This window comes from Marinobacter sp. G11, from assembly GCF_021282325.1.
Classification (GTDB): domain Bacteria; phylum Pseudomonadota; class Gammaproteobacteria; order Pseudomonadales; family Oleiphilaceae; genus Marinobacter; species Marinobacter vinifirmus.
Genome location: NZ_JAJSPB010000030.1, coordinates 22,671 through 44,560, shown reverse-complemented (window position 1 = coordinate 44,560; position 21,890 = coordinate 22,671). Strand labels below are relative to the sequence as shown.

Genomic DNA, 21,890 nt, shown 5'->3' with positions numbered 1-21,890 from the left:
CGTCCGCCGCTCGTCAGCGGGGTGCAAGCACCCCCTGTTACCGCTCGACTTGCATGTGTTAAGCCTGCCGCCAGCGTTCAATCTGAGCCATGATCAAACTCTTCAGTTTAAATCATACAAGAACCCGTAAGTTCTTAATTCTTGCTCAAGACAAAACTCAATTTCGACGAGTCACTGTCCTGATATTTCGCATCCGAAATACCTCGGCCAGCGCCCACACGAATTACTTGGTTAACTTGTTAAAGAGCGTTTGAGCTGCTGCCCAATCAAGGCCGCGTATTCTACATCGTTCCGCCGCCTTGTCAACCGTTGATTTCGAATAATTTCTGAAGCAATTTTTCGAATACTTTCAATCGGTTATCGCTGAGGTTTTGCTCCGTTTCCGGCGTTGCCCCTCAAGCGAGATGCGCATTCTACAGACCTGGCCGCAGGAGTCAACGGCCAATTTGAAAAAATTCAGACTGGCCGTTCACCCTCCTTATTCAGGCAACAATTACCACCCGCGCGATCTTCTTCTTGCCCGCCTGGATAACGCAGTCATCACCTTCGGCAAACATCCGCTCGCCTTCAAACTGGGCACCATCTATATAAACAGCACCGCGACCCAACACATCCCGGGCGGCCGCGCCGTTCTTGACCAACCCTGCCAAACGCAGCACCGCCGGCATTGGCAGACCTTCCTGCCCTTCCAGCGAAACTTCGACTACCGGAACATTTTCCGGAATCTCACCCAGGGCCACCCGGTTGCCCGCCGATTTATGCGCAGTTTTTGCAGCTTCCTCATCGTGGAAGCGAGTGATCAACTCTTCGGCCAACACCTTCTTATAGTCCTGGGGATTGGCCCCTGCCGCTACAGCAGAACGATATTCTTCAATTTCCGCCATCGGGCGGAAGCTGAGCAATTCGAAATAACGCCACAGCAATTCATCCGGCATGGACAACAGCTTGGTGTACATCTCACCCGGGGAATCACTCACACCTATATAGTTGCCCAGAGACTTGGACATCTTCTGGACGCCATCAAGCCCTTCCAGAATAGGTACTGTGAGAATCGCCTGCGGTTTCTGGCCATAGTGCTTCTGAAGAATCCGACCCATAAGGAGGTTGAACTTCTGGTCGGTACCGCCGAGCTCGATATCAGCCTTCAACTCGACCGAGTCATAGCCCTGGATCAGCGGATACAGGAACTCGTGGATTGCAATCGGCTGCTCGGAACGGTAGCGCTTGGTGAAATCGTCCCGCTCCAGCATCCTGGCGACGGTGTACTGCCCCGCCAGCCGGATCATGTCAGCCGCAGACATCTTGCTCATCCACTCGGAGTTGAACACAACCCGGGTCTTGGCGGGATCCAGGATCTTGAACACCTGCTCTTTATAGGTGATCGCATTCTGGCGCACCTGATCTTCGGTGAGCGGCGGGCGGGTAGCACTTTTTCCGGTCGGGTCACCGATCATGCCGGTGAAGTCGCCGATCAGGAAAATCACCTCATGGCCGAGGTCCTGGAACTGACGAAGCTTGTTGATAAGCACGGTGTGGCCAAAATGGAGATCCGGCGCAGTGGGATCAAAGCCGGCCTTTACCCGCAAAGGGCGACCTTCCTTTAATTTTTCAACCAGTTCCTCTTCGGGAATCAGCTCGTCAATACCGCGCTTGATGATAGCCAACGCTTCGTCTAGTGATGCCATGAACCTTTTGTCCCCAGTTTTTAGGTGCAACAGGGCCTGCCGGTTACAGAGATCTACAAAAGAAATCTGCGCGTTACCGGCTCCCTTGGTAAAGTAGCCTTTGATCACAAATCGATCAGACTGTATATAATAAGGCCGGCATTATATCAGCGGCATAGCAGGTTGTACGACCAACCAAAGGCGCGAACTGTAATGTTGCGCACTGTCCTGTTTATGTCATATGCGGTAATCTGATGGTCTATACTTGAACTGGCGCTTTAATTAGCCGGCACAAATTACTGGAATACCGATTAAAACGGGTGAGCCACGTGCTGAAAAAATTTCCCAAGACACATATTACTCTGGCTGCAGCCGCCACCGTGGTTGTTACCACCGCTGCGCTCATGAGCCCCAGCGCCGATGTTGAAGCCCGGCGCATGTCTTACACCATCGACCTTGAACAGGGTGCCGCACTGGGTAACCCGGTTCCCATCAAACAAGCCGTCAAACAACCGGAGTCTGCCGAAGCTGCCGCAGAAACCGCAGCCGAGACAGCCGAACTGCCGGCCACCAGCGAAGTGCCCGCGGTTGTTGGTGCCGAGCCGACGCTGAACTGGAAAGAGTTTGATATCAAATCCGGCGAGACGCTGTCGTCCCTGTTCAAAAAGGCCGGCTTTAACGATGGCGTGATGCTTTCCGTCATTCACGGTGACGGCGAAGCCGACAAGCTTCAGCGCCTGTACGCCGGTGAGCATATCCGCTTCGGCATCGATGACGAAGGCAGCCTGGCCGCTATCGAATTGCAACGCAGCCTGCTGGAAACCCTGAAGATTGAAAAGACCGATTCCGGCTTTGTTGGCGAAACCGACATCCGCGAACCGGAAGCCCGTCCGGCGTTTGCATCCGGCGTTATCGATGGCTCCCTTTACCTGGCAGCCCGCGATGCCGGCCTTGATGACCGCCTGACCATGGAACTGGCCGGTATTTTCGGCTGGGATATCGATTTTGTTTACGATGTTCGAAAAGGCGACATCTTTGAAGTGGTCTACGAAGAGCTGTATGTAGACGGTGAAAAGTTCAATACCGGCCGCATTCTGTCTGCCCGCTTTATCAACCGGGGCAAAGAAAACGTTGCCCTGCTGTACACCGACACCAACGGTGACAGCGACTATTACACGCCGGAAGGCCAGAGCATGCGCAAGGCGTTCCTGCGGGTACCGATCAATGCCCGGTTATCGTCGCCCTTTAACCTGCAGCGCCGGCACCCGGTTCTGGACGTGGTTCGCCCCCATGAAGGCACAGACTACGCAGCGCCTCCGGGTACACCGATCAAAGCCGCCGGTAACGGCCGTGTTCAGTTTGCCGGTTGGAAAGGCGGCTATGGCCGCACCGTTGTTCTCCAGCATGGTGACAACATTTCCACCCTGTACGCCCACATGAGCAAGCTGGGTAAAGGCATCAAGAACGGAACCCGTGTAAAACAGGGTCAGACCATCGGCCACGTTGGCTCATCCGGCATGGTTACCGGCCCGCACCTGCACTACGAGTTCCGGATCAATGGCGTAGCCAAGAACTCCCGGACCGTAAAACTGCCAGACGCCCAGCCGGTGCCCAGCACCGAGATGGCCCGCTTCAAGCAGTTTACCGAACAGCGCCTGGCGCAGTTCAATGTGTTCCGCGAAAGTGGCCGCCAGCTGGCACTCGCTTCGGATAACTGATCATGACACTCTGGCTCGGCCTGATGTCAGGCACCAGCATGGACTCAGTCGATGCTGTGCTGGTGTCCTTCGGCGAGCCAGGCGTAAACATCCACAGCACGCTCTCCCTGCCTTACCCTGAACAGCTTCGCCACCGCCTGCTGCAGGCGGTGCGCAATCAGGCCGACCCGGATGAAATTGGCGAACTGGACACCCTCACCGGCCAGCACTTTGCCAAGGCCGCCAGCGACCTTACCCACCAGTCCGGAGTCAACCCGCAAGAGATCCGCGCCATCGGCAGCCACGGGCAGACTATCCGCCATCAACCGTCCGGCGCCGCGCCTTTCTCCATGCAGATTGGCAATGCCGCCTGGATTGCCGAGGCCACCGGCGTAACCACCGTTGCCGATTTCCGTTCGCGGGACATGGCTGCCCATGGCCAGGGTGCCCCCCTGGTTCCGGCCTTTCATCGCTGGCTGTTCGGTTCGGCGCAGCAGGATCGCTGCATTTTGAATCTTGGGGGCATTGCGAACATCACCTGGCTTCCTGCCGGGCAACGCAAACCGGTGATCGGTTTTGATACCGGGCCGGCGAACGCACTGCTCGATGCCTGGTGCCTGGACCAGACCGGCCGACACTATGATGAGAACGGCCACTGGGCCCATGAAGGCGCCACTAACCCGGACCTTCTGGCCAGCCTGTTATCAGATGCCTATTTCAGCAAGGCTCCGCCCAAGAGCACCGGCAAGGAGCGCTTCAATCTCGACTGGATTCACACCCACCTCCAGCGTTTTCCGGATTTGCCACCGGAAGACGTGCAAAGAACCCTGCTACAACTGACCATAACCACCATCCTCCAGCAACTGCCCCAGGAGAATGCCGACATGGCAGTGTTCGCCTGCGGCGGCGGCACCTTCAATCCGGTATTGATGAATGAGTTGAGACTGGGTTTGGGGTCGGTACACCTGGCCACAACTGCAGAGCTGGGGCTGGATCCGCAATGGGTGGAACCGGTAGCGTTTGCCTGGCTGGCCCGGCAAACCATAGCCGGCCTGCCGGGAAATCTGCCTGAGGTAACAGGCGCTTCAGGGGAAAGAATTCTGGGCGCGATTTACCCGGCCTGAATGCTCAGATAGAGAAGGAACTACCACAACCGCAGGTGGAACTGGCGTTCGGGTTTTGTACCACGAACTGAGAGCCCTGCAGTCCTTCCTGGTAATCGATGGTTGCGCCAACCAGGTACTGGTAGCTCATGGAGTCCACCAGCAGTTTCACGCCATCCCGCTCGATCACCGTATCGTCGTCTTCCTGGTTCTCATCAAAAGAGAAACCATACTGGAATCCGGAGCAACCACCGCCCGTAACAAATACGCGCAGCTTGAGACCAGGATTCTCTTCTTCCTCGATCAGCTCACGCACTTTGGCAACGGCGTTGTCACTGAAGAACAACGGGGTGGCCATTTGTTGGACTACACTCAAGATCTGCCTCCGGCAACGTATGACTGACTCACGATTATGGTATTCCTGACTAAAACAATCAACTATTCGGATTTACCCTCATCGGCTTCGGCCTTTGCGCCGTCATGAGTCAGCAGGCCACTGTTTTCGGTTTCCCGAACCAGGTTGCCGTTTACCGAAGCCCCCATGGCCATTTCGACCAGTTTGTAATAGACATTACCGGTGATCGACGCTTTTTCCGCCAGCTCAAGGTGGGCAGAGGAACGCACGTCACCCTTCACCTGGCCATTGATGATGATGTGCGGGGCAATCACATCGCCGGTGATCTCGCCAACTTCCGATACCCGGACTACCGCGTCGCTGCCTTCCTCGGCAATGACGCGGCCGTGAATCTTGCCGTCCACATGCAGGCCACCGGAAAAGTGCACATCACCTTCGATGGTGGTCCGGGACGAAATCAGGGTATCGAACTGCCCGGTCGCGCGGCGCGGTTTCTGTTTTTTCTTGCCCATCATCTATTCAGTACTCCGCTATCTGTTGCCAGTCGAAGGTGCGTTCAGCCTGTGACGCCTTGCGCCCTTCAGCCTGAGCCACTACCTGGATTTCAAGGGGTTCAAAGTTTTCAGGAAGCATCAGGCTGCCTTCTACATCCTGAAAATACCGGAACCGGAATGCCACGCCGAGGTCTTCGATTTCATCGGACAGGTCCCGCAGCGCGATCACTTCTTTTTCGCCGTCAAGGTTACCGATAACATTCACCGCCACAACCCCGGAAATGTAGCTTTTGTTATCTCCCACCTGGGTCAGCACCAGCTTGAAATCGAAGGCCCGGTTGTCCCGCCCGGGCAGCAGGGTAAAGCGGTCCACCTGCAGGCCCTCGGCCGCTTCTGAGGGTGCCATGATGTTGCGGTAGAAGGTCAGGTCCGCTTCCAGCTCGGAAATCCGGGTTTCCAGGTTGACCATAGTGTTCCGGGCTTCCCGGAGCGCGTGCTCGTCAATCGCCCGACCCCGCTCCAGGTTGACCATGTTCTGCCGGGCCTCACGATATTGACCCCGCAACGTCTCTACTTCTTCAACCAGTTGCTCGCTGGATGCCTCGACCGAAGACAGCCGAAAGCCGCCCTGTGCCAGCCCGGCCACGTAGCCTGCCACGGCAGCAACCACGGTGAAGGTGAGCAGAATCACCGTCCGGCGCAGGCGGTGGCCCGGCCGGTGGCGGATAACAACATATTCTTCGGAAGGTTTGCGCGTGTCGCTCACAACTCAGAGCCTCAGGGCAGCAATGCCGGTGCTTGCAGCCCCAGGGTCTCATCCAGGCCGAACATGATATTCATGTTCTGCACCGCTTGCCCGGCGGCACCCTTCACCAGGTTGTCGATCACCGAGGTTACGATCACGATGTTGCTCTGTTCCTGGCGGTGCAGGGCCATTCGGCAGCTGTTGGCGCCGCGCACACTGCGGGTTTCCGGGTGGCTGCCAAAGGGCATGACATCCACGAACGGCTCGTTGCGGTACCGCTCTTCATACAGCGCCTGCAGGCGGTCGAAATCAGCGGCATCAGACAACTCGGCGTACAGTGTTGCTTCAATACCGCGAATCATCGGCACCAGGTGGGGCACAAAGGTAACACCCACGCCGGTTCCTGCGGCTTGGCTCAGGCCCTGACGGATCTCCGGCAGGTGACGGTGCCCGGAAGCACCGTAGGCCTTGAAGCTTTCCCCGACTTCACCATGCAACATGCCGATCTTGCCCTGCCGGCCGGCACCGCTGGCACCGGACTTGGCATCGGCAATCAACCGGGACGGATCCACCAGCCCGGACTCCAGCAATGGCAGGAAGCCAAGCTGCACGGCTGTCGGATAACAACCGGGATTAGCCACCAGCTGCGCCTGGCGGATTTCATCACGAACCACTTCCGGCAGGCCGTAAACGGCTTTCTCGGCCCACTCCGGGCTTTCATGGGGCATGCCGTACCAGTCGGCCCAGACATCCAGGTCTTTCAGGCGGAAATCCGCCGAAAGATCCACCACCCGCACGCCGGCTTTCATCAGCTCTGGCACTGCGCGCATGGCTACACCGTGGGGCGTGGCGAAGAAGACCAGGTCGCACTCCGCCAGCACCGCGGGGTCCGGCTCGGAGAAAGCCAGGTCATAGTGACCACGCAGGTTGGGGTACATATCAGCCACCGGCATACCGGCTTCTGAACGGGAAGTGATGCAGGTAACTTCCGCTTCCGGATGAACTGCGAGGATTCTCAGCAGTTCCACACCTGTGTATCCGGTACCACCCACAATGCCTGTCTTTATCACACTAATCTCCAAGGTGTTCTGGCCAGAATTTGCCTGTAGTCTACCATGATAATCCAAGGACTTATTGCAGCCTTCAGACCCGAAGCTACAATGTCCGCCCAAACCCATTGACCAAGCCGTGTCAGCAACCGGAATCCCGCGCCAATGCGTAGTATCAGGCAACAGATTACCGAACACCTGATCCCCGTTTTCCGGCGGAGACTGTCCGGTGTGGATGCCCTGCCCCAACTGGCAGTTCTGGGCCTGTTATCCGGCATTGTCACCGGTGTGGTCATCCTGCTGTTCCGCCTCGCCATCGAATGGCCGCTGGAGCACTTCCTGCCGGGGACCGGTTCCGAGAACTTCGAGCAACTGGATATCCTTACCCGGGGCCTTCTGCCCCTGGCCGGCGCGCTGGGGCTCGGGCTGCTGCTGCACCGGCTCGCCATCCACGATCGCAAGGTCGGGATCGTGCACATCATGGAGCGCCTGAATTACCACCAGGGCTACATTTCATTCCGCAGTGCCGTGGTGCAGTTTGTCGCCGGTGTGGCGACCGTGGTCAGTGGGCAGTCCGCCGGCCGGGAAGGCCCGGCGGTGCACCTGGGGGCTGCGTTTTCCAGCCTGCTCGGCCAGTGGATGCGCCTGCCCAACAACAGCATTCGGACCCTGGTGGCCTGTGGCTGTGCAGCGGCCATTTCCGCCTCGTTCAACACGCCCATTTCCGGCGTTATCTTCGCCATGGAAGTGGTGATGATGGAATACACCATTGCCGGATTTACCCCTATCATCCTGGCCGCTGTGAGCGCCGCCATTGTCACCCAGGTGGTTTACGGTTCCGAACCGGCGTTCAGCGTGCCTGCCCTGACCATGAACTCGATGCTGGAAATTCCCTGGATTATCGCCATTGCGGTGATTATCGGCATTGCTGCAGCGGCGTTTATCCAGCTGGTGGACAGCATGGGGCGTTTCCATCACCGGCCGGTGCTGTTGCGCATTGCCATGGCCGGCCTGCTGATGGTGCCTTTTGCTGTATTCATCCCGGAAACCATGGGCATCGGCTACGACACGGTCAGCCAGACCATTCACGGCGAACTGGCGTTCTGGCTGCTGCTCGGAGTGGGTGCCGCCAAGCTGATCATTACCGGCATTTCCATCGGCCTGGGCATGCCCAGCGGGGTGATCGGCCCCACGGTGTTTATGGGCGCCACCCTCGGCGGTGCCATGGGGCTGATCGGGGCCCAGATTTTTCCGGAGCAGGCGTCATCTGTGGGTTTCTACGCCATGCTGGGAATGGGCGCCATGATGGGAGCCGTGCTGCAGGCTCCGCTGGCGGCCTTGATGGCGCTCATGGAACTTACCCGTAACCCGAATATCATACTGCCGGGCATGCTGATCATTACCACCGCCAGCCTGGTAACCAGTGAAGCCTTCGGCAAGAAATCGCTGTTCCTGACGATCCTGAAAAGCCAGGGGCTCAGCTACCAGAACTCCCCGGTGATCCAGGCCCTGCGCCGGGTTTCCGTGGGCGCCATCATGGACAGGAGCATTCTGCGCACAGAACGGGAACTGACGGTTGAGGAAGCCAGGAAGGCGCTCAAGTCCGAACCCAAGTGGCTGTTGATCGACGGCAGCAACGGCCCCACCGCACTGCTGCCGGCGGTAGACCTGGCCCGCTACCTTGAAGATACCGCCAAGCAGGTGGCCGAAGAAGGTATAGAGGCCCCGGAAAGCGTTGACCTGATGGAAATTCCAGCTAACCGGCGGGACGTTGCCCCGGTACAATACCAGGCCACCCTGGAAGAAGCCCTGAACGAGTTCGACAACTCCCAGGCCGAAGCGCTATACGTACAACGCCATGTGGCTCCGATGATCCAGCGGGTTTATGGTGTGGTACTTCAATCCGATATCGAAAGTTATTACCAATACCGACGGAGCTGACAGATGCTGTGGGTTAAAGCCTTCCACATAATTTCCCTGGTGTGCTGGTTTGCCGGCATCTTCTACTTGCCCAGGCTGTTTGTGTATCACGCAGCGTGCGAAGACAAACCCGGGCAGGAACGCTTCAAAATCATGGAGCGCAAGCTGTACCGCGGTATTACCACACCCTCGATGATTGCCACGGTGATCTTTGGTGTATGGCTGCTCAGCTATAACGTATCCGGTTATTTCAGCCAGGGCTGGTTGCACGTAAAGCTGTTACTGGTGACCCTGCTGATCGTCTACCACTTCTATTGCGGCCACCTGGTGAAGGTGTTCCGTGATGACAAAAACCACCGCAGCCATGTGTTCTACCGCTGGTTCAACGAAATCCCGGTATTTATCCTGCTGGCCGTGGTGATCCTGGCCGTTGTTAAACCTTTCTGAGGAGGCACAGCATTAACAATTACACCCGCCCCCACGTTCTTGTACTGTCTGGCCTGGATCCTTCCGGCGGTGCCGGCATCCAGGCTGACATCCAGGCCATTACCTCACTGGGCGGCCACCCGTTACCGGTTGTTACCTGCCTGACGGTACAAGATACCCACAACGTGTATGGCGCCGAAGCCGTTGACGCCCAGCTGATCCGCCAGCAATTGCAGTGCCTGGACAAGGACATCACCATCCACGCGGTAAAAACCGGAGCCCTGGGCAACGCCGCCATTGTCGCTGTACTGAAGGACTTCCTGGACAGCCAGGATGACGAACTGCCCCTGATTGTCGATCCGGTCATCAAGGCCGCCGGTGGTGGCGACCTGGCCGATGACGAGCTGGTCCAGGCCATGAAGGACAAACTGTTCCCTCGCGCGGAAATGATCACCCCGAACGGCGAGGAGCTGACACAACTCGGCGGCAGCGATGATGCCGACCAGGCCGCCTTGAACCTGCTGCAAGCCGGCTGCCGTTCCGTACTGGCAACTGGCGGCCACGGCACCGGCATTCACATTACCAACACCCTGTACAACCACTCCCCGGAACCCATGCACTGGGAAGTCGAGCGGGTTGGCAGTAACGAATACCACGGTACCGGTTGCACCCTGGCCGCCGCCATTGCCACCGGGATGGCCAGTGGGTTATCAGCCCGGGCGTCCATCTCCCAGGCCCAGAACTATGTACACCGCACGCTGCTGCATGCCCTCACCGTGGGTCAGGGCCAGCGGGTTCCGGACCGGGGCATCCTGTGGGAACGCTGAGCCAGAAGTTGCAACCGGGGCTGTATGCAATCACCGACAACCGGCTGACACCCCCGGAAACCCTGCTGGATTCCGTTGAAGCCGCGCTGCGCGGTGGTGCCGTGCTGGTGCAATACCGGGACAAGGGATCATCCTCTGCAGAACGGCTGCGCCAGGCTGCAGACCTCAACAGCCTGTGCCGCAACGCCGGCGTGCCCCTGCTAATCAACGACGACCCGGAGCTGGCACACCGGGTTGGCGCGGCAGGCGTTCATATGGGCCAGGACGACGGCGCTCCGGACGAAGCCCGCCGCCTGCTGGGCCCGGAGGCGATTATCGGCATCACCTGCCACCATCGCCTCGACCTGGCCCAGGCAGCAAAATCCGCCGGCGCCGATTACCTGGCCTTTGGCCGCTTCTACAACTCCGGCACCAAGCCCGGGGCGCCGGCGGCCGAAGCAACCGTGTTGACCGAAGCGAAAACACTGGCCTTGCCGATTACCGCCATTGGGGGCATAACCGCCGATAACGCCGAGCCGCTGATTCTGGCCGGCGCAGACCTGCTGGCCGTGGTCGGCGGTCTGTTCGGCGGCACTCCAACCGAGATTGAAACCCGGGCAAAGCAATTCTGCCAGCTGTTTGCCCGGCACCATCCGCTTTACACACATTCCGACTGACAGGAGCTCACTGTGACTCATTCTGAAGATCTGTTTGAACAGGCCCAGAAATACATCCCCGGCGGCGTTAACTCTCCGGTGCGGGCATTCCGTGGCGTGGGCGGCACCCCGGTGTTTTTCAACCATGCCGAAGGCGCCTACCTTTACGATGAAGACGGCAAGCGCTACATCGATTACATCGGCTCCTGGGGCCCGATGATCCTGGGTCATTCCGACCCGCGCATCAAAGCGGCACTGCACGCCCAGGTCGACCTTGGCGTTGGCTACGGTGCGCCCACCGCCATCGAAACCGAGATGGCCAAGAAGGTGTGCGAACTGGTGCCGTCCATTGAACTGGTGCGCATGGTCAACTCCGGCACCGAGGCCACCATGAGTGCCATCCGCCTGGCCCGTGGCTACACCGGCCGCGACAAGATTGTGAAGTTTGAAGGCTGCTACCACGGGCACGTGGACTCGCTGCTGGTGAAAGCCGGTTCCGGCGCTCTGACCCTGGGCGTGCCCAACTCCCCGGGCATCCCGGCCAGCCTGGCCGAGCACACCATTACCCTTACCTACAACGACATCGGCAGTGTGCGGGAAACCTTCAAGGAGATCGGCGACCAGGTTGCCGCGATCATCGTGGAGCCGGTGGCCGGCAACATGAACTGCATCCCGCCGGTCCCGGGCTTCCTGGAAGGTTTGCGGGAAGTGTGTGACGAGCACGGCACCGTGCTGATTTTCGACGAAGTGATGACCGGTTTCCGGGTCTCCCTCGGCGGCGCTCAGGGTTACTACGGCATCACCCCGGACCTGACCGCACTGGGCAAGGTAATCGGTGGCGGCCTGCCAGTCGGCGCCTTCGGCGGCAAGCGAGAAATCATGGAGCACATCTCTCCGCTGGGCCCGGTTTACCAGGCAGGCACCCTCAGCGGTAACCCGCTGGCCATGACCGCCGGCCTGACCACCCTGAATGCCATTTCCGAGCCCGGCTTCCACGACAAACTGATCGAGAAGACCAACAAGGTGCGGGACGGCTTCAAAGCTGCAGCAGACGAAGCAGGCATTCCGCTGACCGTGCAATCCGCCGGCGCCATGTTCGGACTCTTCTTTACCAAAGAGGACTCCGTTACCCGCTTTGACCAGGTCATGGAGTGTGACGTAGAGCGCTTCAAGAAATTCTTCCAGGGCATGCTGGCCGAAGGCGTGTACCTGGCACCGTCTGCGTTCGAGGCAGGTTTTGTGTGTGCCGCGTTGTCTGAAGAGGACATCGAGTTCACCATCGCCGCTGCGCGCAAGGTAATGGCTACCCTGTAACGGGTAAGCAATCAGTCCCGGCCCGGGTCATAACCGGGCCGGGGCAACCTGTTGCTTTCAGAATACCCCTTCCAGCGAGACCGTCAGCGTATGCCGGTCGTAGTCATACCGGTCAATTCCACTGTCCTGGTTGCGATACAGCCACTGGTTGCGCACCAGCCACTGCCGGTTCAGCCAGTATTCCGCCATCAGCCCCAGTTCCAGCCGGGTGTCCTTCCGCCTGCGCTCCACCAGCACATCCTGTTCCAGCCACTGGTGTGGTGAATCATAGCGGCTATGCCGCAGCGCGCTCTCTGCGCCTACCAGCAAATCCGGGTGTAAAGGGTATATCGCCTCGATGCCGATTTCATGGTGGCGTGGCGAGACACTCACCACATAGCCTTCCTGGCTGAAATTGTCCCGGTTGTTGGACTCCCAGCGGTAGAAACCCTCAAGCAACCAGCCTGCAAGGGTCCGGTCCGCCCGGGCTTCAAACAGATACCACTGGCCATCGTAGGCGCTATATCCGGGGCCGCCGTTTACCTGCTCTGCCGCCAGCTCAAAGGAACAACCGTGCAACAGGGCCGCCCCAGCACAGGCATCGGTGCGGGCCAGTAACGCTAGGCCGGCCCGGGTTTCCAGTTCATCGCCGCCAAGCCAGGCCCTGGTGCCGCCCCCACGTATTCCCAGTTCCCAGACATCGACCACCTGCAAAGCGGTTATCCGCGCCTGCAGTACCGAGGTGTCATAGTCGCTGTCGTGGTGATAGTCCTGGCCATAGAACACACCATCCCAAACCAGTCGCCAACGCTCCGTGGCCTGGTAGCCAAGGCTGCCAGCCGCCACCAGCTCGGCAAAGGCGCTGCCGCGATTACTGGGAGAATCCTCGGGCACCCCGGCCATGTTGCTGTCGTAGCCCAGACCCGCAGAGAGATAGCCCTGTCGGGCCAACATGGACTGTTGCCGGGAAGCGTTGTCCTGAACTGAAAGGTCCGCAAGCTGGCGCTCCGCAAGCTGCCGCACTTTATCCGGTGCGTCATCGGCTGCCGCCTGGCCAAACCAGTCGCGGGCCTGTCCGGGCTGGCCCTCAGCCAGTGCCACCAATCCGAGGTTATAACGGGCCAGGGCCTGGCTGTCACCATTGAGTAACGTCGAAAAATGATTACGGGCCGCAGCATAGTCGCCGGTTTTGTAGCAGACCACGCCCAGGTTGTAGCGGAGTGCGGGCGTGTCGGCACCCAGCGCCAGCGAGCGCTCAAAGTGCTCCCGGGCCAGCGGGTAATTGCCTTCGCGGAATTGTTCGATACCGGCGGTCATCGCTTGCCCGGCAGAGTTATCGTCACTGGCACAGGCAGCACCGGCCAGTACCAGCAGGCTCAGAACAAGCAGGAATCTGAACAACAGGAAACCCCGAGGCTAGTGATTAGCAGATAAGCCCGGGTAAGGCCGGGCTGTCAGGGTTTTGAGGTTACCATAAGTGAGAAATTACGGACGTGACGATTGTGGCGGCATATCTGGCTTGCGCTCACGGGCATCCAGAGCCGGCTGTGGCAGCCGGTCAATTCCCGGTTCCGGCTTTTTTTCCCGAGCTTCCCTGGCCCGTTCAGATACTGACTGGCCAAAATCACGGCCACGCTCGCGGGCATCTTTTGACACTTCACGCCCCGGAGCATCCGGACGAGCCTGTCCCTGGTCGCTTGCCTTGCCCTGCAACACCGGTAATTCCGGCAGGCGGATTTCGCGGGTAACCGAATTGGTCAGGTCTTCGCTGTCTTCCACCATACGCATGGTGACATCCAGGTCATTCGCCGCCGCCAGGGGCGCCACAACCAGCAAGCTGGTGGTCAGCAGCCAACCGCCAAACGTTAAGTTTTTACCAACACTCATGTTGCCGGCTCCTCCTGCTCATTGGGCACAATGTTGCCGGGATGCTGGGGCACAACCGCCCGGAACACCTTCTGTCGCCCGTTGGCATCCAGTTCTGCAATCAGCTCACCGGCACCGGGAAACAGGATTTTCAGGGGCAGGGCCAGCACGTTATCGCCCTGTTCAAGGTTGACCTGCCAGCTAACCCGGCGCTGGCCCGGCAATCCGGACAGTTCCACATGGGGCGGCAACGCCAGGGTAAGCGTGACATTATCCAGGGGCTCACCGGCCGTGAAGGCCAGCCGTACCGTTCTGTCCACGGGCTCCGGCATCGGGCCAGCACTCTGCTCCTCCGGCGCCGGCTCACTGGCCAGTTGCGGCACAGGGTCCGGCTCCGGCATTCCACGCCCCAGCATCAGCCCGAGTACCAGGGCGGCAGCTACCGCACCACCCCAGGCCAGGTGAACCTTGCGGCCCTGACCGGAACCGGATGCCGCGGCCAACACCCGGCTTTCGAAATCCGCCGAAGCGGCCGGTACCGCATAGCGACTGGCCAGCTCGTCGTTCAGGACCGCTTCGATCTCTGCCTGCCGGGCACAGGACTGACAGTGTTCCAGGTGCGCGCGCACCTGCTGCGCCTCCCCGGAAGCCAGCTGATTCCTGACAAAGTCAGGCAATTGTGATCGGATTTGCGAACAGGACATAGTCATCACCTCACAGTTCCTGACGCCCGGAACCGGGTTCCGGTTCCATGCATTCCTGAAGAAATTTTCGCAGGTTGGCCCGGCACCGGTGCAAGCGGGATTTTACCGTTCCCACCGGCACACCCAGCACCTCGGCAACATCTTCCTGGCGCCAGCCATCCACATCGTGCAGCAGCAACAACGTGCGCTGGTCCGGTGACAATCGTGCCAACGCCTTGTCCAGCATCGGGCCCAGCTGCGCCTGCCCCAGGGCCAGTTCCGGTGAATGGTCGTCCGCTTCCAGTGAATCCAGCCAGTCTGACTGGCTGTCGGCGTCCATCAGGTCACTCACCGGCTGGTCCGCCTGGCGACGCTTCTTGCGCAGGCCATCAATAAACTGCCGGTACAGAACCCGGTTCAGCCACGGGCGCAGCTGGTCTACGGATTCGAGTTCATCAAGCCGGGGGTAAAGTTTGACCACCACATCCTGCACAAGGTCTTCGGCATCCTGGCTGTTGCCGGTCAGTCGCCAGGCGAAGCTGTGCATAGCTTGCAGGTGCGGCTGCACCAGCCGCTGAAAACGCTTCTGGGCTGAGGGACGAAACGGAAGGATTGCCAAAAAACGACTGCCTGGTTGCGGTTTCGGGAAGCGCGCAGTCTATAACAGCTGCGCCCGCCATGCACTTGCCACGCACTATGGCCAAAACATGTGCAAATGTTAATCAAAGTGATGGAACCCCACCCGCAACGGCTTCGTGAGCTCAATACTGGCGACCACAACGCCGGACTTACAACGGAAAGAATACAAACCGGAGGATTTATGAAGAATTCAACCAAGGTATTCGCAGTTTCCGCCCTCGCCGGCGCCCTGGCTGCCTGCGGTGGCAGTGGCAGCGACGGAGGCAGTACCGGACAAACAGGTACAGTTTCGGTAGGACTGACAGATGCGCCTGTAGACCATGCCGAGGCCGTAAACATCGAAGTCACAGCTCTTGTACTCAAGCACCAGGATGGTTCTCCGGTGAGATACGAGCTGGAGATTCCCGAGCCGGTCAACCTGCTTGATTACCAGAATGGTCAGGTAAAGGCACTTCTGGACCGGGAAGAGCTGGATGCCGGCGAGTACCAGTGGGTAAGACTGGAAATCGGCGAAAACAACAACATCGTGATTGACGGTGGGGAATACCCGCTGACCACTCCCTCAGCCCGGGGCATTCAAACCAGTGGATTCACTGTGCCTGCTGGCGGCGAAGTGGCAATCACCATTGATTTTGACGTCAGGAAGTCGATCGTTAACCCCCAGAACGACCCGAACAGTTACAAGCTGAAGCCAGTACTTCGCCTGGTTGATAACGCCCAGGTTGGGACCATTACCGGTACAGTCGCTCCGGAGCTGATCACCGAGTACTGTGGCGGCGTAAGCACCACAGAAGGCTTTCTGGGCAATGTGTATGTACACTCAGGCCCGGATCTTTTGCCGGACGACATTGGCAGCGATAACGAACCACTGGTTGTTGTGCCAGTTGAAGGTAATGACGAATACCGCTATCAGGCAAGCTTTATCCCCGAAGGCTCATACACCGTCAGCTACACCTGCGACAGCGATCTGATCGAAGATGCCGAAGGCGAGCCTTCAAATGATGATCTGCTCTTCACCGACGGACAGAACGCCACTGTATCGGCTGGCGAAACAACCATCATAAACTTCTGAACCGCTACGGGGCTGCCAATTAGCAGCCCCGTTCAGCCTTACAACGCCCGTGCCCGATCCTCCGCCTGGCTGGCCCCCGCAACATTTCCCCTCGCCCGACGGATATCCGCCAGCAACAGCCAGCCTGAACGCTGCAGGCTTGAGTTGTTGCCCGCCAGCGACAGCCCCTTCAGGGTGAACTGCTCCGCCGCACCCAGGTTGTCACCGGCCACATAGGCTTCTGCCAGCTTGAAATAGACCTCTGCCGAACGGGGCGCGATTCGCTGTGCCCGCTCCAGACTGGAGATTGCTCCGGCAGAATCCCCTTGTTGCAAACGCTGGTCGGCATCCCGAATCAGGGTTACCGCCGCTGCAGGCAGGGCGTCCCCGGATTCCCGGTAGCTAGGGGTACGGGACGGCTGTTCCGGCTCGCTCACGGCGGGCTCTTCGCTTTTGCGCCAGACACGAGGCTCCTGTTCAGAATTCTGTTCAGGCTCCGCAGTTCTCGGCGGCTCGGGTGCCCGGGAGGGTTCGCCGCCGCCCATAGGCACATAAATGGAACCACCACCGGGGCCGCTGGCACAGCCCGCCAGGGACAGCGCCAGGGCAAGCGGTGCGAAACGGATACTGGTTACTTTTATCATTGGAACAATCCTTCAAACCAACTGCGAATTTGCCGGCCGATATTGCCGTTGCAATCTGTGCTCATCGCCGGCTCGCTGCCGGCGATAAATGGCACCAGCCGGGCATTGGCACAGCCCTCACCGGTCAGGGCCTGTGCCTCGGCATCTACCCAATGATACTGCACGCCGTCCGGCATTACCGGTGAAAACCCGTGCTGGGGAATCTGCGACATCATGGATGACCACACCGGCAGCGCGCCAGAGGCGCCGGTCAGCACCGTTGGCCCGTTGTCGTCACGGCCCACCCAGGCCACCGCCAGCAAGTCGCCGCTGAAGCCGGCAAACCAGGCATCCCGGCCATCGTCGGTGGTACCGGTTTTACCGGCCAGGGTAAGCTGTTCGGGCAAGGTATAGTAGGCAGAGCGGCCGGTGCCTTCCTGCATGGTTTCCTGCATGGCGTACTGCACCAGGTGAACGGCGGCCGGGTCTGCCACCTGGTCTACTTTCAGGTTGTAGCGGGACAACGGCTCGTTGTCGGCATCGGTCACTTCCCGAATGGTGCGCAAGGGGGTGTTGAAACCGCCGGTGGCCAGGCCCTGATACAGCTGGGCCACATCCACCGGAGCCAGGGACACAGAACCCAGTAGCATCGACGGGTAATCGGATATCGGCGTGGTCACCCCGAAATCCCGGAGTGTTTGCTGAACATTCGGAATGCCGATATCCAGCCCCACCCGCACCGCAGGCAGGTTATAGGATTTGGACAGGGCCAGGTGCAAAGGCACTTCGCCGCGCTCTTCCTTATCAAAGTTTTTCGGCTGCCAGAGCCGGCCGTCATCGAATTCCAGGGTGAACGCCTGGTCTTTCACCGGCGTGATCAGCGTGTAGCGATCCGGCTGTTCCAGGGCGGTCAGGTAAACAAACGGCTTGATCAGAGAACCCATCGGCCGGTGGGCATCCACCGCCCGGTTAAAGCCGGCAAATTGCGGATCCTTGCCACCCACCAGTGCCAGTACCTCGCCGGTATCCTTTGCGGTGACCACCAGTGCGGCTTCCAGTTCATCCGCATTGGCCAGTTTCGGCAGGGTTTTGCTGACCGCTGTTTCCGAAGCATGCTGCACTGCAGGGTCCAGTGTGGTGAAAATACGCAGCCCCTCACTCTGCAGGCCTTCCTGCTGGTAATCCCGGGCCAGGTGCCGGTGCACCAGGTCGATGTAGGCAGGGTAACGGTTCTCGGTAAACGAAGGCTTTGCGCTCACACCCAGCGGACGTGATTTCTGCTTCGCCAGCTCCGGTTCGGCCAGCAGCCCGGCCTCGGCCATTTCATCCAGCACCAGGTTCCGGCGCGACGTGGCCCGTTCCGGGTGTCGGCGAGGATTGTAATAGCTGGGGCCCTTTACCATACCAATCAACAGTGCCAGCTGGTGCGGGGCCAGGTCTTTCAGGCTTTCACCGAAATAGAACTGGCTGGCCAGGCCGAAACCATGAATGCTGCGGGTGCCCGCCTGCCCCAGATACACTTCGTTCAGGTAGGTTTCCAGGATGTCGTCTTTGTCGTAATGCAGCTCCAGCAAAATCGACATCAGGGCTTCGTTGCCTTTACGAACCAGTGTCTGCTCCCGGCTCAGGAAGAAGTTTTTCACCAGCTGCTGGGTCAGGGTACTGCCGCCCTGAACAATCCCGCCCGCCTTGATATTGGCCAGCATGGCCCGGGCAATGGACAGCGGCGCAACGCCAAAGTGATCGTAGAAACGGCGGTCTTCCACCGCCATCAGGCCCAGCGGCAGCAATTCCGGAACCTCTTCCAGTTGCACCAGTACCCGGTCTTCCCGATGGGCCGGGTAGATACCCCCAATGCGTGCCGGTTCCAGCCGCACAATCGCAGCCGATGGCCCCGCCAGTACTGAGAACGAGCTGACCCGGTCGCCACTCACCACCAGCGATAACCGGCGCCGGGCTTCTTCACCGTCCGGGAACAGGAAACCACGGGTACTGATGACAAAACGGCCACCATTACGCTGATAAGTGCCGGCCCGCACGCCATCACCCGGCCGATAACCGGACAGCTCCAGTTCACGCACCAGGCTCCCTGCGCTTACGCTGGCGCCGTCATACAGTTCCAGTGGCCGGGCATACACCCGGGATGGCACCTCAAAGCGCCGGCCTTCGAAACGGGAGGTGACCACCGCATCCAGGTACACCATCCAGCCGGCCAGCAACACCAGCCCCAGGGCACCGGCCCGGAACATGAAACGCCAGAAGCCGGATTTCTGGTTTCCGGAGCGGGATTTGGGAGATTTTTTACGGGAAGAAGATGATTTACTCATGCCGCGATTATAACGAAGCCACATGGGCGACCGGCAGGCCTGTAATGTGTTATTTCTGTAATCTGCCCGCTATGATAGGCCAAGAAAAATCAACGAGTTCAGGGAACCCAGGAGAACAATGTGAGCGAGAACGCCCCGGATACACTGGTCAAGGCACTGCAGAACCCGGAATTGTACGACCACCCGGTGAAGGATTTCCGGGTTATCGAAACCCATATTTCCCAGGTTCTGCTGACCGGCGACTACGCCTACAAGATCAAGAAGCCCATGGATTTCGGCTTCCTCAACTTCTCTACCCTTGAACGCCGCAAACACTTCTGCGAAGAGGAGCTTCGGCTTAACCGCCGGCTGGCCTCGGAGCTTTACCTGGATGTACTGCCCATCACCGGCAGCCCGGAGCAACCGCAAATCGGCGGTGCAGGCGAGCCCTTCGAATACGCCATCCGCATGCGCCAGTTCAACCAGGACGAGCTGTTCGACCGTCGCCAGGAACGGGGCGAGCTGACGGCCGAAATGCTGGCCAGCGTGGCAAGGCAGTCTGCACAGTTTCACGACAGCCTGCCCCCCATTGCCGATGACAAGCCCCTGGGCACACCGGAAGCAGTCTACGCCGCCATGCAGGAGAACTTCGACCAGGTCCGCCCCCTGCTGACCGACAAGGCCCTGCTGACCCAGCTGGACGCCCTGGAAGACTGGACCCGCACCACATTTGAACGCCACCGCGAGCTGATCACCAGCCGCCGGGCCAACGGCCTGGTACGGGAGTGCCATGGCGACCTGCACCTGGCCAATATCACCGTATTCAACGACAAGGTAACGGTGTTCGACTGCATCGAATTCAACGAGCCGTTCCGCTGGATTGATGTGATTAACGACCTGGCCTTCCTGCTGATGGACCTGGAATCCCGGAACGAGCCGGCGCTGGCCAACCTGGTGCTGAACACCTACCTGGAATACCGCGGCGACTTCGAAGGGCTGGCACTGCTGCCCCTGTACAAAGCCTACCGCGCCATGGTTCGGGCCAAGATTGCCCTGTTCACCATGGGCAACCCGAGCCTGAACGAGCAGGAGCGGGAAGAACTGATGCAGCGTTATCGCGGCTACGCCCAGCTGGCGGAAAACTACGGCGCCATTCCCAACCATTACCTGCTGGCCACCACCGGGCTTTCTGCCAGCGGCAAGACCTGTGTAAGTGCCGCCATGGCCGGCGAGTTGGGGCTGATTCGCCTGCGTTCGGATGTCGAGCGCAAGCGCTTGCATGGCCTGGGGCCGCTGGACAGCAGCAAGTCAGGCCTGGGTGAAGACCTGTACAGCCCGGAAGTGACAGAGCAAACCTATCAGCACCTGGCGAACCTGGCCGGTGACCTGCTGGCCTCCGGCGCCTCCGTGATCGTGGATGCCGCCTGCCTGAAGGAACATGAACGCAACCTGTTTGCCAGTGTCGCGGAAAACCAGGGCGTGCCCTTTGCACTGCTGCACTGCGAAGCACCGGAACAACTGCGCCGGGAATGGGTGCGCAAACGCAAAGGGGATGCCTCCGAGGCTACCGAAGAGCTGCTGGATGCCCAGCAAAGCTGGTTCGAACCCCTGACCACGGAAGAGAAAACCCACACCGTGCACCTGCACACCGAGCAGGAGCATGTGGCCGAGGCAGTGGCAGACCGCATCCGCCAGCACCTGGGCCTGGCTCCGGCCCAGTAAGCCCTCAGGGTACCGGTCAGGGCTCCAGGTTGACCGGTACCGCTTCTGTCAGGTCCAGCCGGCCGGTGGGGTTACCATCGTCACCGGCCAGGGCAGACCGATAAGCCACCACTTCCACCCCCGCTTCACAAGCCTGGCGCAGTAACTGGCCATAACGGGCGTCGATGTGGTCTGCCGGGCGTACTTCTTCGATACCGGTGTGGTTCACCAGGAAGAACAGCACCCCACGGTCGCCCTTTGCCACCTGCGCCATCAACTCACGCAAGTGCTTCTGGCCCCGCTCGGTGACCGCATCCGGAAAATAGCCCCGCCCGCCTTCGGCCAGGGTGACATTCTTGACCTCCACCCAGGCATCCGGCTCGCTGGCATGGCCGGAGAGCAGCAGGTCAATCCGGCTTTTTTCCTCACCGTACCGCACTTCGCTACGAACCGTACTGTACCCGGCCAACTCCTCTACCACGCCGCTTTCAATGGCATGCCGGGCCTGTGCATTGGGCCGCGCCGTATTCACACAGGCCAGCACCCCGGGTGAGGTTTCCACCAACTCCCAGGTGTATTGCAGCTTGCGCTTGGGGTTGTCGCTGCAGCTGAGCCACACCCTGGCGTTCTCCGGCTGGCACCCCAGCATGGAACCGGTGTTGGGGCAGTGAGCGGTTACCTCCTCGCCACCGGGCAGGCGGACATCCGCCAGAAAGCGTTTGTAGCGCCGGATCAGGCGCCCTTCCACCAAAGGTTCAGGAAACTTCACGTGATCTCCCCATAAAGTCGGCGTTACAGGGCTGGCACCCCCGT

Annotated in this window: 21 protein-coding genes and 1 rRNA gene; 9 read left to right on the top strand and 13 right to left on the bottom strand. The window is 59.7% G+C overall.

The window, feature by feature from the left end; genetic code table 11:
• Together LWH94_RS15840 and tyrS are read right to left on the bottom strand one after the other, a co-directional pair.
• A 16S ribosomal RNA gene (locus LWH94_RS15840) occupies positions 1-109 on the bottom strand; the annotation flags it as partial.
• A gap of 373 nt (positions 110-482) precedes the next feature.
• Positions 483-1,685 (bottom strand): tyrosine--tRNA ligase, encoded by a 1,203-nt coding sequence (gene tyrS / locus LWH94_RS15835; protein WP_232902829.1) that lies wholly within the window; start codon positions 1,683-1,685, stop codon positions 483-485.
• Positions 1,686-1,993: 308 nt separating this feature from the next.
• Here tyrS and LWH94_RS15830 point away from each other — a divergent pair, with 308 nt between their 5' ends.
• The gene (locus LWH94_RS15830; protein WP_232902828.1) at positions 1,994-3,382 is read left to right on the top strand and encodes a peptidoglycan DD-metalloendopeptidase family protein; all 1,389 of its coding nucleotides are present in this window, start codon (positions 1,994-1,996) and stop codon (positions 3,380-3,382) included.
• Between the two features lie 2 nt (positions 3,383-3,384).
• Positions 3,385-4,485, top strand: a complete 1,101-nt coding sequence (locus tag LWH94_RS15825; RefSeq protein ID WP_232902827.1) for an anhydro-N-acetylmuramic acid kinase — start codon at positions 3,385-3,387, stop codon at positions 4,483-4,485.
• A gap of 4 nt (positions 4,486-4,489) precedes the next feature.
• On the opposite strand, the gene erpA is transcribed toward LWH94_RS15825, so the two are convergent.
• From erpA to argC, 4 genes are all read right to left on the bottom strand, one after another.
• Positions 4,490-4,822 (bottom strand): iron-sulfur cluster insertion protein ErpA, encoded by a 333-nt coding sequence (gene erpA / locus LWH94_RS15820; protein ID WP_022990255.1) that lies wholly within the window; start codon positions 4,820-4,822, stop codon positions 4,490-4,492.
• Between the two features lie 80 nt (positions 4,823-4,902).
• On the bottom strand, positions 4,903-5,334 hold the full coding sequence (locus tag LWH94_RS15815) for a bactofilin family protein (protein WP_232902826.1): 432 nt from the start codon (positions 5,332-5,334) through the stop codon (positions 4,903-4,905).
• Positions 5,335-5,338: 4 nt separating this feature from the next.
• Positions 5,339-6,079 (bottom strand): DUF6776 family protein, encoded by a 741-nt coding sequence (locus LWH94_RS15810; protein ID WP_232902825.1) that lies wholly within the window; start codon positions 6,077-6,079, stop codon positions 5,339-5,341.
• 11 nt (positions 6,080-6,090) lie between these two features.
• Positions 6,091-7,128, bottom strand: coding sequence for an N-acetyl-gamma-glutamyl-phosphate reductase (gene argC / locus LWH94_RS15805; RefSeq protein WP_232902824.1), 1,038 nt, complete (start codon positions 7,126-7,128; stop codon positions 6,091-6,093).
• A gap of 144 nt (positions 7,129-7,272) precedes the next feature.
• On the opposite strand from argC, the gene LWH94_RS15800 reads away from it, so the two are divergent.
• The 5 genes from LWH94_RS15800 to hemL are packed head-to-tail and all read left to right on the top strand — an operon-like array spanning position 7,273 to position 12,229.
• Positions 7,273-9,048 carry a chloride channel protein gene (locus tag LWH94_RS15800; protein ID WP_232902823.1) on the top strand — a complete coding sequence of 592 codons (1,776 nt, stop codon included), beginning with the start codon at positions 7,273-7,275 and terminating at the stop codon, positions 9,046-9,048.
• Between the two features lie 3 nt (positions 9,049-9,051).
• Positions 9,052-9,474 (top strand): protoporphyrinogen oxidase HemJ, encoded by a 423-nt coding sequence (gene hemJ, locus LWH94_RS15795; RefSeq protein ID WP_058339886.1) that lies wholly within the window; start codon positions 9,052-9,054, stop codon positions 9,472-9,474.
• 44 nt (positions 9,475-9,518) lie between these two features.
• Positions 9,519-10,280 (top strand): bifunctional hydroxymethylpyrimidine kinase/phosphomethylpyrimidine kinase, encoded by a 762-nt coding sequence (gene thiD, locus LWH94_RS15790; protein ID WP_058339887.1) that lies wholly within the window; start codon positions 9,519-9,521, stop codon positions 10,278-10,280.
• Complete coding sequence (gene thiE, locus LWH94_RS15785) at positions 10,277-10,936, top strand: thiamine phosphate synthase (RefSeq protein ID WP_269802628.1); 660 nt, start codon at positions 10,277-10,279, stop codon at positions 10,934-10,936. The genes thiD and thiE overlap by 4 nt, the downstream gene beginning before the upstream one ends.
• 12 nt (positions 10,937-10,948) lie before the next feature.
• A complete protein-coding gene (hemL, locus tag LWH94_RS15780) occupies positions 10,949-12,229 on the top strand; it encodes a glutamate-1-semialdehyde 2,1-aminomutase (RefSeq protein ID WP_232902821.1) in 1,281 nt (426 codons plus the stop codon).
• 57 nt (positions 12,230-12,286) lie between these two features.
• Here the strand turns inward: hemL and LWH94_RS15775 are convergent, their stop codons facing one another.
• From LWH94_RS15775 to LWH94_RS15760, 4 genes are all read right to left on the bottom strand, one after another.
• Positions 12,287-13,609, bottom strand: a complete 1,323-nt coding sequence (locus tag LWH94_RS15775) for a tetratricopeptide repeat protein (RefSeq protein WP_232902820.1) — start codon at positions 13,607-13,609, stop codon at positions 12,287-12,289.
• A gap of 84 nt (positions 13,610-13,693) precedes the next feature.
• Complete coding sequence (locus LWH94_RS15770; RefSeq protein ID WP_232902819.1) at positions 13,694-14,095, bottom strand: hypothetical protein; 402 nt, start codon at positions 14,093-14,095, stop codon at positions 13,694-13,696.
• Complete coding sequence (locus tag LWH94_RS15765) at positions 14,092-14,784, bottom strand: anti-sigma factor family protein (protein ID WP_232902818.1); 693 nt, start codon at positions 14,782-14,784, stop codon at positions 14,092-14,094. The genes LWH94_RS15770 and LWH94_RS15765 overlap by 4 nt, the downstream gene beginning before the upstream one ends.
• A gap of 4 nt (positions 14,785-14,788) precedes the next feature.
• Positions 14,789-15,376 (bottom strand): RNA polymerase sigma factor, encoded by a 588-nt coding sequence (locus tag LWH94_RS15760; RefSeq protein ID WP_094625262.1) that lies wholly within the window; start codon positions 15,374-15,376, stop codon positions 14,789-14,791.
• Positions 15,377-15,577: 201 nt separating this feature from the next.
• Between LWH94_RS15760 and LWH94_RS15755 the strand changes: the two genes are divergently transcribed.
• Positions 15,578-16,468, top strand: a complete 891-nt coding sequence (locus tag LWH94_RS15755) for a DUF4382 domain-containing protein (protein ID WP_232902817.1) — start codon at positions 15,578-15,580, stop codon at positions 16,466-16,468.
• A 38-nt stretch (positions 16,469-16,506) separates the two neighbouring features.
• Here LWH94_RS15755 and LWH94_RS15750 read toward each other — a convergent pair whose 3' ends face one another.
• Entirely contained in the window at positions 16,507-17,091 is a 585-nt protein-coding gene (locus LWH94_RS15750) for a tetratricopeptide repeat protein (protein ID WP_232902816.1), read from the bottom strand.
• Complete coding sequence (mrcB, locus tag LWH94_RS15745; RefSeq protein ID WP_232902815.1) at positions 17,088-19,397, bottom strand: penicillin-binding protein 1B; 2,310 nt, start codon at positions 19,395-19,397, stop codon at positions 17,088-17,090. The genes LWH94_RS15750 and mrcB overlap by 4 nt, the downstream gene beginning before the upstream one ends.
• Before the next feature lie 120 nt (positions 19,398-19,517).
• Here mrcB and LWH94_RS15740 point away from each other — a divergent pair, with 120 nt between their 5' ends.
• The gene (locus LWH94_RS15740) at positions 19,518-21,098 is read left to right on the top strand and encodes a bifunctional aminoglycoside phosphotransferase/ATP-binding protein (protein WP_232902814.1); all 1,581 of its coding nucleotides are present in this window, start codon (positions 19,518-19,520) and stop codon (positions 21,096-21,098) included.
• Positions 21,099-21,114: 16 nt separating this feature from the next.
• On the opposite strand, the gene sfsA is transcribed toward LWH94_RS15740, so the two are convergent.
• Positions 21,115-21,846 (bottom strand): DNA/RNA nuclease SfsA, encoded by a 732-nt coding sequence (gene sfsA / locus LWH94_RS15735; protein WP_232902813.1) that lies wholly within the window; start codon positions 21,844-21,846, stop codon positions 21,115-21,117.
• Positions 21,847-21,890: the final 44 nt, after the last annotated feature.

Excerpts from the sequence above, each read along its gene's own strand:
- hemJ (WP_058339886.1), top strand. The coding sequence starts at position 9,052 with ATGCTGTGGGTTAAAGCCTTCCACATAATTTCCCTGGTGTGCTGGTTT.
- mrcB (WP_232902815.1), bottom strand. The coding sequence starts at position 19,397 with ATGAGTAAATCATCTTCTTCCCGTAAAAAATCTCCCAAATCCCGCTCC.
- LWH94_RS15815 (WP_232902826.1), bottom strand. The coding sequence starts at position 5,334 with ATGATGGGCAAGAAAAAACAGAAACCGCGCCGCGCGACCGGGCAGTTC.
- LWH94_RS15750 (WP_232902816.1), bottom strand. The coding sequence starts at position 17,091 with ATGATAAAAGTAACCAGTATCCGTTTCGCACCGCTTGCCCTGGCGCTG.
- LWH94_RS15765 (WP_232902818.1), bottom strand. The coding sequence starts at position 14,784 with ATGACTATGTCCTGTTCGCAAATCCGATCACAATTGCCTGACTTTGTC.
- LWH94_RS15825 (WP_232902827.1), top strand. The coding sequence starts at position 3,385 with ATGACACTCTGGCTCGGCCTGATGTCAGGCACCAGCATGGACTCAGTC.
- erpA (WP_022990255.1), bottom strand. The coding sequence starts at position 4,822 with ATGGCCACCCCGTTGTTCTTCAGTGACAACGCCGTTGCCAAAGTGCGT.
- tyrS (WP_232902829.1), bottom strand. The coding sequence starts at position 1,685 with ATGGCATCACTAGACGAAGCGTTGGCTATCATCAAGCGCGGTATTGAC.
- LWH94_RS15755 (WP_232902817.1), top strand. The coding sequence starts at position 15,578 with ATGAAGAATTCAACCAAGGTATTCGCAGTTTCCGCCCTCGCCGGCGCC.
- LWH94_RS15800 (WP_232902823.1), top strand. The coding sequence starts at position 7,273 with ATGCGTAGTATCAGGCAACAGATTACCGAACACCTGATCCCCGTTTTC.
- LWH94_RS15770 (WP_232902819.1), bottom strand. The coding sequence starts at position 14,095 with ATGAGTGTTGGTAAAAACTTAACGTTTGGCGGTTGGCTGCTGACCACC.